14 protein-coding genes are annotated in these 14,534 nt (G+C 40.0%); 2 read left to right on the forward strand and 12 right to left on the reverse strand.

Annotated elements, in window-relative coordinates; genetic code table 11:
- Positions 1 to 616: 616 nt before the first annotated feature.
- The 12 genes from purR to metG all read right to left on the reverse strand — a co-directional run bounded on the left by purR (position 617) and on the right by metG (position 12,550).
- Positions 617 to 1,441, reverse strand: coding sequence for a pur operon repressor (purR, locus tag ACEN4I_RS07500; RefSeq protein WP_407096226.1), 825 nt, complete (start codon positions 1,439 to 1,441; stop codon positions 617 to 619).
- A gap of 247 nt (positions 1,442 to 1,688) precedes the next feature.
- Positions 1,689 to 2,513: a metal ABC transporter permease gene (locus ACEN4I_RS07505; RefSeq protein WP_407102427.1), complete on the reverse strand. Its 825-nt coding sequence runs from the start codon at positions 2,511 to 2,513 to the stop codon at positions 1,689 to 1,691.
- Positions 2,459 to 3,166 carry a metal ABC transporter ATP-binding protein gene (locus tag ACEN4I_RS07510; protein WP_407096224.1) on the reverse strand — a complete coding sequence of 236 codons (708 nt, stop codon included), beginning with the start codon at positions 3,164 to 3,166 and terminating at the stop codon, positions 2,459 to 2,461. The genes ACEN4I_RS07505 and ACEN4I_RS07510 overlap by 55 nt, the downstream gene beginning before the upstream one ends.
- A gap of 36 nt (positions 3,167 to 3,202) precedes the next feature.
- The gene (locus ACEN4I_RS07515) at positions 3,203 to 4,171 is read right to left on the reverse strand and encodes a metal ABC transporter substrate-binding protein (RefSeq protein WP_407102428.1); all 969 of its coding nucleotides are present in this window, start codon (positions 4,169 to 4,171) and stop codon (positions 3,203 to 3,205) included.
- 959 nt (positions 4,172 to 5,130) lie between these two features.
- The gene (locus ACEN4I_RS07520; protein WP_407102429.1) at positions 5,131 to 5,292 is read right to left on the reverse strand and encodes a hypothetical protein; all 162 of its coding nucleotides are present in this window, start codon (positions 5,290 to 5,292) and stop codon (positions 5,131 to 5,133) included.
- On the reverse strand, positions 5,252 to 5,503 hold the full coding sequence (locus tag ACEN4I_RS07525) for a threonine/serine exporter family protein (protein ID WP_407102430.1): 252 nt from the start codon (positions 5,501 to 5,503) through the stop codon (positions 5,252 to 5,254). Before ACEN4I_RS07525 ends, ACEN4I_RS07520 begins: the two co-directional genes overlap by 41 nt.
- A 96-nt stretch (positions 5,504 to 5,599) precedes the next feature.
- A complete protein-coding gene (gene ispE, locus ACEN4I_RS07530; protein WP_407096220.1) occupies positions 5,600 to 6,454 on the reverse strand; it encodes a 4-(cytidine 5'-diphospho)-2-C-methyl-D-erythritol kinase in 855 nt (284 codons plus the stop codon).
- A gap of 1,116 nt (positions 6,455 to 7,570) precedes the next feature.
- Positions 7,571 to 7,828, reverse strand: coding sequence for a Veg family protein (locus ACEN4I_RS07535; protein WP_407096219.1), 258 nt, complete (start codon positions 7,826 to 7,828; stop codon positions 7,571 to 7,573).
- Between the two features lie 156 nt (positions 7,829 to 7,984).
- Positions 7,985 to 8,875: a 16S rRNA (adenine(1518)-N(6)/adenine(1519)-N(6))-dimethyltransferase RsmA gene (gene rsmA, locus ACEN4I_RS07540; protein WP_407096218.1), complete on the reverse strand. Its 891-nt coding sequence runs from the start codon at positions 8,873 to 8,875 to the stop codon at positions 7,985 to 7,987.
- On the reverse strand, positions 8,865 to 9,431 hold the full coding sequence (gene rnmV, locus ACEN4I_RS07545) for a ribonuclease M5 (protein ID WP_407096217.1): 567 nt from the start codon (positions 9,429 to 9,431) through the stop codon (positions 8,865 to 8,867). The genes rsmA and rnmV overlap by 11 nt, the downstream gene beginning before the upstream one ends.
- Positions 9,428 to 10,198 (reverse strand): TatD family hydrolase, encoded by a 771-nt coding sequence (locus ACEN4I_RS07550; protein WP_407096216.1) that lies wholly within the window; start codon positions 10,196 to 10,198, stop codon positions 9,428 to 9,430. Before ACEN4I_RS07550 ends, rnmV begins: the two co-directional genes overlap by 4 nt.
- A gap of 330 nt (positions 10,199 to 10,528) precedes the next feature.
- On the reverse strand, positions 10,529 to 12,550 hold the full coding sequence (gene metG / locus ACEN4I_RS07555) for a methionine--tRNA ligase (RefSeq protein WP_407102431.1): 2,022 nt from the start codon (positions 12,548 to 12,550) through the stop codon (positions 10,529 to 10,531).
- A 306-nt stretch (positions 12,551 to 12,856) separates the two neighbouring features.
- Here metG and ACEN4I_RS07560 point away from each other — a divergent pair, with 306 nt between their 5' ends.
- Together ACEN4I_RS07560 and ACEN4I_RS07565 are read left to right on the forward strand one after the other, a co-directional pair.
- Complete coding sequence (locus tag ACEN4I_RS07560) at positions 12,857 to 13,267, forward strand: hypothetical protein (RefSeq protein ID WP_407096214.1); 411 nt, start codon at positions 12,857 to 12,859, stop codon at positions 13,265 to 13,267.
- A gap of 816 nt (positions 13,268 to 14,083) precedes the next feature.
- Positions 14,084 to 14,389 (forward strand): bacteriocin immunity protein, encoded by a 306-nt coding sequence (locus tag ACEN4I_RS07565; protein ID WP_407096213.1) that lies wholly within the window; start codon positions 14,084 to 14,086, stop codon positions 14,387 to 14,389.
- The last annotated feature ends 145 nt before the right edge of the window (positions 14,390 to 14,534 follow it).

The following is a 14,534-nucleotide window of genomic DNA, read 5'->3' on the forward strand; positions in this document are numbered from 1 at the left end:
AAGTCAGATAAACAGATTAAACCTGCTTACGCCTCTTATTTCCAGCACGACAAGTCAAGTAAGGAAGCATTACCTGACTTGTGGCAATTATTTTGATACCCACAAGTCAGGTAACCGACGATAAGCATCCTTATAAGCACTCAGATCCTTTCAAGAAGGAGATTTTTCGCCCTGCGAAAAATTTTTTATTCAAACAGGGGTTGATTTACGTAGAAATGAAGCTCTGAGCATCATATGAGAAGCGCTCGCAATTTTTATCCGACTTGTGGTGAGTAGTCTGATGCTCACAAGTCAGGTAAAAGGGATAAACCTGACTTACGGCCTTAATTTTCAGTCCCACAAGTCAGGAAAAGGAGAGTTATCTGACTTGTGGCAATTATTTTGAACCTCACAAGTCAGAAATCGACTATAAACCTCCTCAAAGTACTCAGAATAGAGCATTCTAATTGATTTTAATCCTATTGAATCAATTTTTCATCCAAGCAAGTAATGAAGTAGAAAAAGAACCCACCTGCTGCTGAATTTGTTCAGCAGGTGGGTTCTTTTTGCGAGGCTTGTCTGTTTGGAAAAAATACCAAACAGGCTGCCTTGTGAGATAACAGGAAGTCTAAACGGTTTACTTCACTCTCTCAAAGTAGTTTCCTGGTTTTACTCGGATCGATTTGTTGCGGACATCTACTTCATCTACATGCAGCAATGACGTGTAGTCCTCTACCATCCGGTTTCCTTGGAAACTGGATTCGGCAAATACGGTAATACCGACTAATTCAGCTTCGAATTCTTCGATCAAGCTTCTCATCCCGTTGACGGTTCCGCCGCCTTTCATGAAATCATCCACGACTAGAACTCTGGAACCTCTCTTCAAGCTGCGTTTTGACAACTCCATCTTTTCTACTCGATTAGATGAACCTGAAACGTAGTTGATACTGACGGTGGAGCCTTCTGTAATTTTTGAATCACGTCGCACCATGACAAACGGAACATTTAAGTAAGTCGAAACAGCTTGTGCGATCGGTACTCCTTTTGTAGCCACCGTCATAACGGCATCTACTTTTTGATCCAGATATTGTGTCGCAATAATCTTACCGATTTTTTGCAGGACAGCCGGTTCTCCCAACATATCAGATAAATATACGTATCCGCCTGGCAATAATCGGTCTACTTCAGATAAGCGCTCACACATTTGCGCAATAAATTCTTCTGTTTCTTCTGAGGAAATCTTAGGGATATAACGCACACCACCTGCAGCTCCTGCTATGGTTTCTAGAATACCTATTCCTCTGTCTTTAAACGTTTTTTTTATAATGGTCAAGTCTTCACTAATCGATGATTTAGCGGAGTCGTATCGGTCAGCAAAAAAAGTTAAAGAAACAAGGGTATGCGGTCGTTCTAATAAGTAACGCGTCATATCGATCAATCGTTCACTTCTTTTTACTTTCATTATAGCACCTCTCTTTCTTAGTCTGCTTCCTCATTGAAGGGTTCTTCTCTATTATACGCATTTATATAAAAAATAGGTAGTAAATTAGTGTGAAAATGATAAAAATGTTCGCCTTTCACACAACTTTCACATCTTTTTTTCTTAAATTTTCGTATTCCTCTCAAAACATTATTCGGATTCCATTTTTGGCAAATAAAAAACGCCTACCGCTGAAAAGCAGTACACGATTTTATTTGAGGAAAGTTGCTTATGAACCTTTTTTACGCATGGCAGTTCCTACTTGATTCACTATAGAGATGAGAATGAAAATAGCGATAAAGACTAAGGCAATCGTAGCTCCTGCTGGCGTTCCTGCATAGTAAGATACCGACAGCCCGGAGAACATCCCAACAATACCGATCACGATACCAACTAAGATCACGTAATTAAAGTGTTTGCTCAAACGCATGGCAATAGCTGCAGGCAGAATAATAATAGCCGAAACCAGTAATGAACCTGCGATCGGCATAATAACCGCAATCGCTACCCCTACCAATACATTAAAGCAAACCGACATCAGGCGCACGGGAAGCCCAGTGGTAAAAGCCGTATCTTCATCAAACGTCAGCACGTACATGGGTTTGCGGAAAACAAAGTACATCACGACTGTGATCACACATAGTGCAGCTAAGATTTGAACTTGCTGCGGACTGATCGTCACGATCGAGCCAAATAAAAACTGGTCGATGCTGGTATTGGTCCCGCCATCTACAAAACTCATCAACACTAACGCTAATGCTAAACCACCGGACATCAAAATCGCCAGCGAAACTTCTGAGTAAGACTTGAATTCCAGTCTTAAGTATTCTAATATGATCGCCACCACGATCACAACAAACATAGTCGTTAACGTTGGATTTAAATTCAGCAAAAATCCTAATGCGATTCCGACTAAAGACACGTGCGACAGTGTATCAGCCATTAAGGACTGTCGGCGCAGAATCAAAAACAAGCCTAAGATCGGTGCAATAATAGCGATTAAGAGTGAAGCTTGGAAGGCTCTTTGCATGAATCCATAGAAAAACATCTCCACGGCGAATCCTCCTTCCGAACAAGATGAATATGGCGGTCAGCATATTGTTTGATATCCTCATGATCATGAGTCACCATCAAGATCCCTTTGCCATGAAATTCACTATTGTGTTTTAACAATTCATAAAATTGCGTACGAGATTCAATGTCCATTCCCGTTGTCGGTTCATCTAAAATAAATAGATCCGGGTCCGTCGCAAATATCCGCGCCAATGAGATGCGCTGCTTCTGCCCGCCAGAAAGATCGCCGACTTTTTTATCGCGCTGGTCCCACATCCCAACAGACTCTAGCGCTCGTTTGACATGAACATGATCTTCTTTATCCAGTCTCTTGAACCATTTGCCGCGTTGGTAACGGCCCGACTGTACCAGCTCCAGCACTGTGCTTGGGAAACCGGCATTGTATGAAGCCACTTGTTGAGGAATGTATCCCAAGGCTAACTTTTCATTGCGCGTATTGACGGGAGAAATCTTAGCAAAGCCAGTCGACGGCTTCAATAAGCCCAATATGTTACGCAATAAAGTAGATTTGGCAGCTCCGTTCTCACCTGTCAAGATCACAAACTCTCCTGCATCAACGGTGAAATCGATATTCTGCAAAACCGGCTCGTCTTCATAATGAAAAGACAAGTTTTCTACTTCAATATAGTGCATCATTTTCCCTTCTTTCTTTCTCTAGGATCTCATTTGCTACTGGATGCTTAATTTCAAAGCTTCCAAATTATTTCGCATCGCTTGTAGATAATCCACTCCAGCTTCTTGATCCGCTTCCGTGACTCCTTCGATTGGATCCAGCACAGCTAATTGTGTATTTGTCTCATTAGCCAACGTTTCTGAAATAGCGGATGAAGTCGTTTTGCCAAAGTAAATGTATTCAACATTTTGCGTATTGATAAAATTAGACATCTCCGTTAATTCAGACGGACTTGGTTCTGCATCTGTCGACAATCCTGAGATCGCTACTTGGTGTAAATCATAACGGTCCGCCAAATAAGCAAACGCTGCATGCTGTGTCACAAACGTAGGGTTTTCAGCAGTTTCAAATGCTGCTGCATACTCTTCATCCAATTGTTGCAATTCCGTTTGGAAAGCTGTTGCGTTTTCTTCATACAGTGCTTCATTTTCAGAGTCAGCTTCGATCAAGCCTTCTTTGATGTTCGTGACTTCTTCTTGAGCCAGAACCGGATCCAGCCAAATGTGAGGGTCGACTTCATGCGAATGCCCTTCTTCTGCTTCATGATCGTGGTCATGTTCTTCTTCCTCAGTGTGAGACCCTTCCAACAATTCGATTCCCTCACTGGCATTTACGATGACCACATCAGTCGTGTCGATGCTTTCTAAAATACTGGGAACCCAGGTTTCCATTTCTTCACTATTGTAGACGAACACATCAGCTTCTTGAATTTGCGCCACATCTTTAGCACTTGGTTCAAATCCATGCGTGTCTGACCCTGATGGCACTAGGATCGACACATCTGCATTGTCCAGAGCTACTTGTTTGGTAAAATCATACATCGGGTAAAACGTCGTCACCACTTGAAGCTTGTCTTCTTCTGCCGGTGCACCAGATTCTTCCGTTGTCGGCGCTGTACAAGCTGCTAAAAAAAACACTAAGCCGGAAACGGCACTTATTGATAGCCATTTATGTAATTTTCTCATATTCATTACCTCCAAATTAAGATCTTTTTTGAGTGTATTTTTATAGGTTTAGATTCAGGATTTCAAATCTTGGGTTTAGTTCCGATGCTCAGATTACAATTTCCATAAATCGTAACTGTTACTATTTACGAATCCTTAAGTAGCTTATCACTATCAAACCACTACGTCAACAAAAAAATAAGAGCGTTGCGAAAGTCAGATTTCCGCAACTCGTCTAGAGCGGAGAAAGTCGTTCAGCTCAACATATGTTCACTTCTAAGAAAGCTTGTTTGTTTTGTTTCGTTTCGTTTGGAGTTATTTGGCACTTGTGAAGGTACTAAGTGCACTTTAGTTGTTGTCTCAGAACCATTCATCTTTTTTTTAATACTATATAGTACTTAAACACCTTTTTTGTACCATATCTCTCTTTTTGAAAACACTATATGGTACTTAAACACCTTTTTTTGTACTATATCTCTCTGTTCGAAAGCACTATATAGTACTTAAACACCTCTTTTGTACCATATCTCTCTTTTTGAAAGCACTATATAGTACTTAAACACCTTTTTTGTACCATATCTCTCTGTTCGAAAGCACTATATGGTACTTAAACACCTTTTTTGTACCATATCTCTCTGTTCGAAAGCACTATATGGTACTTAAACACCTTTTTTTGTACCATATCTCTTTGTTCGAAAGCACTATATAGTACTTAAACACCTCTTTTGTACCATATCACGCTGTTTGAAAATACTATATAGTACTCAAGCACCCTCTTTGTACCATATCTCTCTTTTTGAAAGCACTATATAGTATTTAAATACCCTCTTAATACCATATCACACCGTTTAAAAACACTATTTAGCTCCTCACCAACTTAGTCACAGCCGTCACCTCAAAAACCACCAACTAACTCAACATTTTTCATCGGCAAAAAAATAGAGCTAGAGTTACCTAGCCCCTTATCAACAGTATCTAGTTTAAGTGGTTCGTTTGCGTCGGTTGAAGCGTGTGACCCCTCTGACAATACGGTAAACTGCCGATGCGCCCATGATTCCGGCAGCAATACTAACAGCTGTTGCTAATGTATTCAAGCCCATTTCAGTAAACAACGTCAACTCCCCATTTAATGCATAACTCATCGTATAATATAGTCCTCGTCCTGGAACGAATGGGATGATACCTGGTGATCAGTATAATACTAGAGGTGATCGTCAACACGTTTACTCGTTTGGCTCCGTATGCACTGCACATTCTAGTGATGGAATCTTCTACTCGATTCACTTCCGCTCCACTGATCAGCATTTGTTCCCCAATATCCAAAACAAAGTTAATCAATTCTTTAGTCTTCATGTTTAATTCTCCAATCTATCCAGTGATGATGACCAAATCGCTTATCCAGAATCAGTATAACTCCAATCAATGAATTTTTAAGCTTTAAAGGGTCGACTACTTCAAGGTTCTTACCAAATATACTTCATTACAGAAGCCCTTGAGTCCATTAAACACGCGTTGCGCACGTGAATACTTTTGGCATAGTCCATATATTGTAGGACCTGTTCCGCTCATTAATGCCGTATCTGCTCCAAACTGAAGCATCTTTTGTTTGATTTGCTCGATTTTAGGCTGCTTATGCATGGAGATATTTTCTAAAGCATTGCCTAAATGATCGGCCATCGTTGAATAATCCATGCAGTCGATTGCATTTAAAATGCTCTCCGTATCCGGATGGGCTAGTTTATCTACATCCAATCCTTCGAATACCGTCCATGAGGAGATTCCTCTGCGTGGTTTCACTAGAACTACCCAACATTGCGGAACTTCTTCCAGCGGCTTGATTTTCTCTCCTCGACCATAGGCATATGCAGAACCGCCATAGATGCAAAAAGGGACATCTGAGCCGATTTGCGCACCTAGCTCTGCCAATTCGTCCAAATCAAGTCCGATGTTCCATAACCGATTCAGTCCTCTAAGCGTTGCAGCAGCGTCACTGCTTCCGCCGCCTAAACCAGCAGCAATCGGGATGTTTTTTTCAATATAAATGTGCACCCCTTGACGGATATTAAATTGTTTCTTCAATAACATAGCTGAACGATAAGCTATATTCCGTTCGTCTAAAGGCAAAAAACCGTTGTTGCTTTCAATTAAAATACGGTTCTCTTCCAATAAAGTCAACGTTAAGCGATCCGCTAAATCAATCGAAGTCATGACCAATTCCATTTCATGGTAGCCATCATCTCGTTTATGAAGGACATCTAAACTTAAATTGATCTTCGCCGGCGCTTTTTCTTCCACAATCTCCATCTTCCAGTTCCTCCTTTCGCACTTTTCTTTTACTTCTCTGTAAAATATAGTAGCTGAAAAAAGCTGATTTGAAAAGGAAGAGTTTGTAATCTCATGAAAAGTTCATCAAAAAGCGCAGAATTTTGCCATTTCTGAATCAAAGCAGAGTTATCTTAGATTTAGTTCCTTTTTTGAAGTCAGAAGCTTGCAAGCCTTGAGATACGATTACGGGCTCAACTCCTTGATGAAAAGTATGCTTTGAACATCAAGGGCAAAACCGCCTTGATGAAGAATGAGCTTTGAACATCAAGAGTAAAACTGCCTTGATGAAGAATGAGCTCTGAACATCAAGGGCAAAACTGTCTTGATGAAGAATGAGCTTTGAACATCAAGGGCAAAACCGTCTTGATGAAGAATGAGCTTTGAACATCAAGGACAAAACTGCCTTGATGAAAAATGTGCTTTGAACATCAAGGGTAAAACCGTCTTGATGAAGAATGAGCTTTGAATATCAAGGGTAAAACCGTCTTGATGAAAAATGAGCTTTGAACATCAAGAGTAAAACTGCCTTGATGAAAAATGAGCTTTGAACATCAAGAGTAAAACTGCCTTGATGAAGAATGAGCTCTGAACATCAAGGGCAAAACCGCCTTGATGAAAAATGAGCTTTGATCATCAAGAGTAAAACCGTCTTGATGAAGAATGAGCTCTGAACATCAAGAGCAAAACCGTCTTGATGAAGAATGAGCTTTGAACATCAAGGACAAAACTGCCTTGATGAAGAATGAGCTCTGAACATCAAGAGCAAAACCGCCTTGATGAAGAATGAGCTCTGAACATCAAGGGCAAAACTGCCTTGATGAATAAAATCGAGTTACTCATCAAAAAAAGCCTCTTTCACATGGAATAAAGTACACATCTGAAAGAAAACGTTGACCTTATCAAAGAATACGCTACATTTCTTACCTCAACTTATAGAATTAAACACCAGGATTTACCCCAGCAACCAACCCATAGGTCATAGGTCAGAGGAAACTTTTTTACCAACGCTAGAAGACAAAAACTCCTAAATCCATACAAAAAAAGAGCTAAACCATTTTATTAGTGGCTCAGCTCTTTGCATTTACTATTCATTTTTTAAGCGTATTGTACGACTTCATCTTCTAAAAATTCAACTTCTACAGCATGAGTCAATACGTCCGTGTAACTATAAGATACACGTTCAAAAGCATTTTCTTCTTGGTCTAATTCTATCACAAATACGGAATGATAAGTATCTCTTAAAATACCTTTTCTTTCTGTCTTTCTCTTACGACCAGTTTGCGCGGTCACCATAATCTTCTTACCTAATCGACAATCTAAGCTTTCTTTAATGCTTCCCAATGTTATTGGCATTCAGATTCACCTCACCTAATAGCTTTATTATAACACAATTAGGCAAACTTTTGAAGTGTATCATAGAAATTTCTTTTGCACAACTAATATTATTCTCATAATAAAGCGTTACAAAAACCTTTAAATCAGGCATTTCGCCTTTTTGTTTACACAATCTTAATCTTCTTTTAACACTTTTTCATCCAAAGCATCAGCTAATTTGCCAAACTCGACAATCGATATCGTTTCTCCGCGGCGCTTAGGGTCAATGCCTGCTGCTTCTAGTCCTTTGGTCAATTCTGCTTTCACTTCATCTGTTTTTCCATAACGGATCAGCAGATTATTCCAGATCGTTTTTCGGCGTTGCACAAATGCCGCCCGAACCAATTTGAAAAAGAGTTCTTCATTTTTCACTTCTGCCACTGGAGTGTCTCTGCGCGTTAATTTAAGAATAGCTGAATCCACGTTGGGCTGCGGTACGAAGACCGTTTTTGGCACAATAAAGGCTATTTCAGCTTCCATGTAATATTGAATCGCAATGGACAGTGAGCCGTAAGCTTTGCTGCCAGGAGCCGCTGTAATACGGTCTGCCACTTCTTTCTGCATCATAATGACCAAGCCATCGATTCTCATTTCCGACTCTAAAAAGTGCATAATGATCGGTGTTGTGATGTAGTAAGGCAAGTTGGCTACGACCATCAAGCGTTCATCCAAGTCGATCGTCTCTGCCAACACTTCTTTCAAATGAGCTTTCAGCACATCTTGGTGAACAACACGGATGTTGTCATACGGACTAAGCGTGTCTTCCAAGACAGGGATCAATCGGTCATCAATCTCAAACGCTACAACTTGCTTGCTGCTGCGGGCGACATATTCCGTTAAAGCCCCTATACCCGGCCCAACTTCGATGACATTCGTATTCTCATCTAATCCAGCGGCTTTGACGATATTGGCCAAAATATTGGGTTCGACGATAAAGTTTTGCCCCAGACTTTTCTTTAGGGAAAAACCATGCTTCTGTAAAATTTCTTTTGTTCTGCTCGGAGTTGCAATATCTTTAAGATTCATTCCGCTTTTCCTCCATTATGGTATTCATTGTCTCAATCAATGTCTCAGGTTTGATTTGGAACATCTGCAATCGTTTCTGCAATTGTTTGCCATTCGTGTAGCCAATATTCAAGGCGTCTCCTACCAGTTTACGATAGTGACTGGCATTTGGTCCACTTGTTAATCCCAGCTCAAACAGCAGTTCTCTCGGAATCAATCGCTTTTGTTCGATTGTTTGCGTATAGGCTTTTGCTAAAGCGGCTTGAATACTTTCTGGTGCTGCATGCTCGATCCCTAAACTGCCTTTGTGTTTCGGCCGAGCTTCATCAACCGTTAAAAAAGCATGTTTTACTCCAGGAATCGCTTGAGAAATCGTTTTGCGAATCTTCTCTCCTGGATAATCGGGATCGGTAAAGACGATAACACCGCGATCGATTTGTGCTTTTTCAATCAACGCCAAGGTCTGGTCATTAATGGCAGAGCCGTTCGTCTCGATCGTGTCGGCAATCACCGATTCTTGGATGCGTCGCGTATCGTCTCTGCCCTCTACCACAATGATTTCTTTTATTTTTTTCATGCGTCCAACCCAAACAAGCGATTGGCATTGGCAGTCGTTTGCTGTCCCACTTCTTCATATGTGATACCACGTTGTTTTGCGACTTCTTCCGCCACGTATTTCACGTAAGCCGGTTCATTTCGCTTCCCGCGGAACGGCATCGGAGCCAAGTAAGGCGCATCCGTTTCAATCAGCAATTTATCAAATGGAACAGCTTTAGCTACTTCGCGGACTTCAGGTGCATTTTTAAAGGTCACGACCCCACTCAGTGAAATGTGCATACCCAGATCTAGAAAACGTTCCATCCAGTCCGTGCTCTCACCAAAACTGTGCATGATGCCGCCGATATCTTCGATGTGCTCTTCTTTCAAGATTTTGTAGACATCTTCTGTCGCCTCGCGATTGTGGATGCTGACGGGGAGTTTCAATTCTTTAGCGACTCTAATTTGACGACGGAAAGCTTCAAATTGCTCTTCTTTCGTTGAATCTGGCCAGTGGTAATCCAGCCCCATTTCTCCCATCGCCACTATTTTGGGCAATTGCAATTGGTGGTACAATTTTTCTTCGATTGCATCGGTATACGAGTGGCTTTCGGTCGGATGCCAGCCAACGATACTGTAAATATGATCGTATTCTTGGCTTAAAGCCAACGATTTATCGATGGTCGGCGTATCAAATCCCACTACAGCCATACGAGTCACATCATGTTCAGCCGCTTTTTTTAGGGTCTCTGGGATATCATCACTGAATTGTTCGGCATTTAAATGCGTATGTGTATCAAATAACATATTGGTGTTCATTTCCTTTCAAATAGAATTTAACGCAAAAGAAGGGCTGGGACAACTGATCCCATCCCTTCTTTTGAAGTGTTTAATTTTTGTATATTCAGATTGACGGCAAACATTGCGGCTTTTGCTGACGGAGAAGAGCCGCCATTTAGTTTTTACGTTCCCTAATCACGTTCAAATCTTGAAAAAGGGAACACAAAACAAGTTTGCGTTACTATTTATGTGCATTATGGAAGAAAAAGGAACGTAAATCCATTTTGCGTGCCCTTTTCACCTAAAATCTCTCAAAAAAGATACGCAAATGTCCCATCACTCACCTTGTTGCACTCTCTAAGCTACTTCTGATCCATTTGGTGCGTCAATTGGTGCTTCGATGATTTTCAGCTCGCCGTCTTTTTCAGCAGACAAGATCATGCCTTGGCTGATTTCGCCGCGCATTTTGCGTGGTTTCAAGTTGGCTACGATAATCACTTTTTTACCGACTAGTGCTTCTGGGTCTGGATACCATTGCGCAATTCCCGACAGGATTTGGCGGTGTCCTTTGTCTCCTGCATCTAAGCGGAACTTCAAGAGTTTGTCGGCTCCTTCAACTTTTGAGCATTCAATGACTTCTGCTACTTTCAATTCTACTTTTTCAAAGGCATCAAATTTGATCTCTTTATCTTTGATGGAAACCAATTCTGTTTCTTCCGGGTTCCATTCAGCTGCAGCTTCTTCCTCTTCGATAACAGGAGTACCGCCAGCCATTTGTTCTTTGATGTAGTTGACTTCTTCTTCTGTATCTAAACGAGGGAAGATCGGCTCACCTTTAGCGACCACTTGTGTTTCAGCTTGGAAATCACCAAATGCAATGGTTTCCCATGTTCCTGCCGCTTCAACGTCCATACCCAATTGCGTGAAGATCGCTTTTGGAGAATGCGTCATAAATGGTTGCAGCAATACCGCTGAAACGCGTAAGCTTTCTGCCAAATGAACCATGATGTTAGACAATTCAGCTGTTTTACTGTCGTCTTTCGCTAATTTCCAAGGCTCTGTCTCGTCAATATATTTGTTCGCACGAGAGATCAATGTCCAAATGTGGTTCAATGCGCTTCCGAACTGCATGTTGTCCATTTCCACTTGGTAGTCCGCTACTACTTTGTCCGCAAGAGCTTTCAACTCGTTGTCGAACGCTGTTTGTGTACCGCTGTAAGCAGGTAATTTGCCGCCCAGATATTTATTGATCATCGCAACTGTACGGTTCAATAGGTTTCCTAAGTCATTGGCTAGGTCATAATTGATACGAGAAACGTAATCTTCTGGTGTAAAGACGCCGTCGCTGCCAAATGGCACTTCGCGCATCAAGTAGTAGCGCAATGAATCCAAGCCGTATCGCTCAACCAGCATTTCTGGGTAGACAACGTTTCCTTTAGATTTAGACATTTTACCGTCTTTCATCAATAACCAGCCATGTCCAAAGACTTTTTTCGGCAGTGGCAAGTCTAACGCCATCAACATAATCGGCCAGTAAATCGTGTGGAAACGAACGATTTCTTTTCCAACCATGTGCACATCAGCCGGCCAGAATTTGTTGAACAATGAGTCCTCTTCTGTTCCGTAACCCATCGCTGTGATGTAGTTTGCCAAAGCATCGATCCACACATAAACTACATGTTTCGGATTGCTGGGAACTTGAATTCCCCAGCTGAAAGTTGTTCGTGAAACAGCTAAATCTTCCAAACCTGGTTTGATGAAGTTGTTGATCATCTCATTTTTACGTGATTCGGGTTGAATAAAATCAGGATGATCTTCGTAATATTTCAATAAACGATCTGCGTATTTGCTCATCTTGAAGAAGTAAGATTCTTCTTTGACCAATTCAACAGGGTGGCCGCTGTCAGGCGATTTCCCGCCAATGACGTTGCCGTCAGCATCGCGTTCGACATCTTCTAATTGAGTCTCTGTATAGAATGTTTCGTCCGGTACAGAATACCAGCCTTCGTATTCATCCAAATAAATATCGCCTTGCTCTAAGAAACGTTCAAAAATAGCTGCTACCACTTTTTCGTGTGTCGGATCAGTAGTACGAATAAATTTGTCGTTGCTGATTTCTAACATTTCCCACAATTTTTGCATTCCTTCAGCCATACCGTCTACGTATTCTTGAGGAGAAATGTTCAATTCTTGAGCTTTTTGCTCGATTTTTTGCCCGTGTTCGTCGCTTCCTGTCAAATAAAAGACGTCAAAACCTTTCATTCTCTTGTAGCGAGCCATAACGTCACTAGCAATCGTTGTATACGCATTTCCAATATGCAATTTTCCACTTGGATAATAAATAGGGGTCGTAATATAAAATGTTTCTTTATCTGCCACGTGAGTACCTCCTTATATTCAATCACTTTGTTAGCATTTCAATGTTAAATTCAGTCATTTTCCAAAAAATCATTCTTGGATAGTATACCACAAAACAGGCTGTTTACGCGACTTGTTCTTTAGAATAGACTTACCCGTTCAGCAAATTCCCCCTCACTTAGCGCTAACAAATATGTAGTAGGAGATTTTTGTTTTGTTGTTATTTAAAAACCCTATTTTCAAAACAGTTTAGATTGTCATATATGACAAGATCCAAGCTTTAAAGGTTGAAACTGCTATACTTATTTTAAGGGGAGGAACTTACATATGAAAAGAAATTTGGTAGTTGGTTTACTGCAGTTTTTGGTGGTAGGTTTGTTTTTAGCAGGTTGCTCTAGTGATGAAGCAACCAATGATACTTGGCACTCTATTGCAGAGGAAGAAGGTGTAATTCTTCAAGCCACAGATCCAGTTACGTTGCTATTCTCTGAAAATGGGATAGAAGCAGATTACAGCTATTGGGATCCGTCGCTAATCATTGATTTTCCATTTGAAAGCGGGGAAGTTTACGCGGACTATGAAGTTATTCGAGAAGACGACAAGGTGACTATTCAAGTAGGCGAAGAGATACAATACAAGTTAACTATCGTAGGAGATCGATTGTTCAGGGATGAGGACAATGCCTTACTTTTTAAAACGGATAGTTTCCTTGTAGGGTATGAATTCAGTGAAGAATAACTAAACAACATGAAAAAGGGTTAACCGCCAATCAAGGTAATTGCGCTACAAAATTGGAGTTTATCATTTAATAGCAGATACTTGTGATGCGAGAGCAAGTATATTTAATATAAAAAAAGGATTTTACTACTTTATTAAGTAGCAGAATCCTTTTTTTGATACGATTGATTTACCTATATTGAGTATGTAAGATAACAATTTGGTCGACTAAGACTTCGAGAAATACTTATTTTTTAGCATTACGTTTCTTTATGTACAACTCAGTAATGCCTCCAAATATAAGTATAAAGATCATTCTACCGGTTGTTCTTGTTAAATCATCCGGTAATAACCTAGCAAAAAGAATGTCATATAACAATACCGATAGAGCAATCATAATACCTATTAATAGTGCTGCTTTATTTCTAGGCATATAAATAAAATTCACCTTTCATAAAAAAATAACAAACAGCATTTCTTAATTATAAAGAAAAATTATCCAATTGAAAAAAATTTCTCTGTAAACTAGAAATTTCAGATACATGAAATTGCTTAAAATAGTGTATCTAAAACCTTGAATTAATAAGGTTATTTTTTCGGTTCAAAAAGTTACCAACTCTATTCTAGAATTATTTATCGTCAATTTGATCGACAGGGATTCCTGGCATTCCTAGAATTCCAATGACAACTAACGAAACGATCCAAAGAATAAATTTCCATTTACTTTCTTTGTTTTTTTTCACTATATCTCCCCTCCTTTTTTCTTAAATCGATTTGAATTAAATCCGTAATAATGACACAATAAGGACATAGAATATAAAAAAGGAGATGGATAGGATGGGAAATGAGTCGAAACGACTTGTACATGATTTATATAATAACCTTGTTCAGTCTAATACAGGCGAAGAAATGGAAGACATTAAAGAAGTTCTATTGAAAGTATATAAAAGACTTAATGACTCTAAGGAAAATCCTCCTCTGATTAATCGTCTAATCAATTTCATTTATTTTAAAGCCTTTACTGAAAAAATAACATTTAGTGAAGAGCAAGATGAACTAATTAGACAATTAAGTGGAATTGGGCAAAAAGCTGGTTTGAACGGTTCTTATCGAGCTAACTATGGAGATAAATCACAGTTCTGAAAGACACATGAAAGTACATAATGCCTACTGAACAATTGGGCTAATTTGAAATGGAGAAAAGTTCAATAGAACTAAACAGCTTTTTTTCCGATTTTTCAGTTGTCCAAAAAAAGAGCGCAAGCGATTGCGATTAATGTTATCTACA

The organism is Desemzia sp. FAM 23990 (assembly GCF_045528485.1).
In the GTDB taxonomy this organism is placed as follows: domain Bacteria; phylum Bacillota; class Bacilli; order Lactobacillales; family Carnobacteriaceae; genus Desemzia.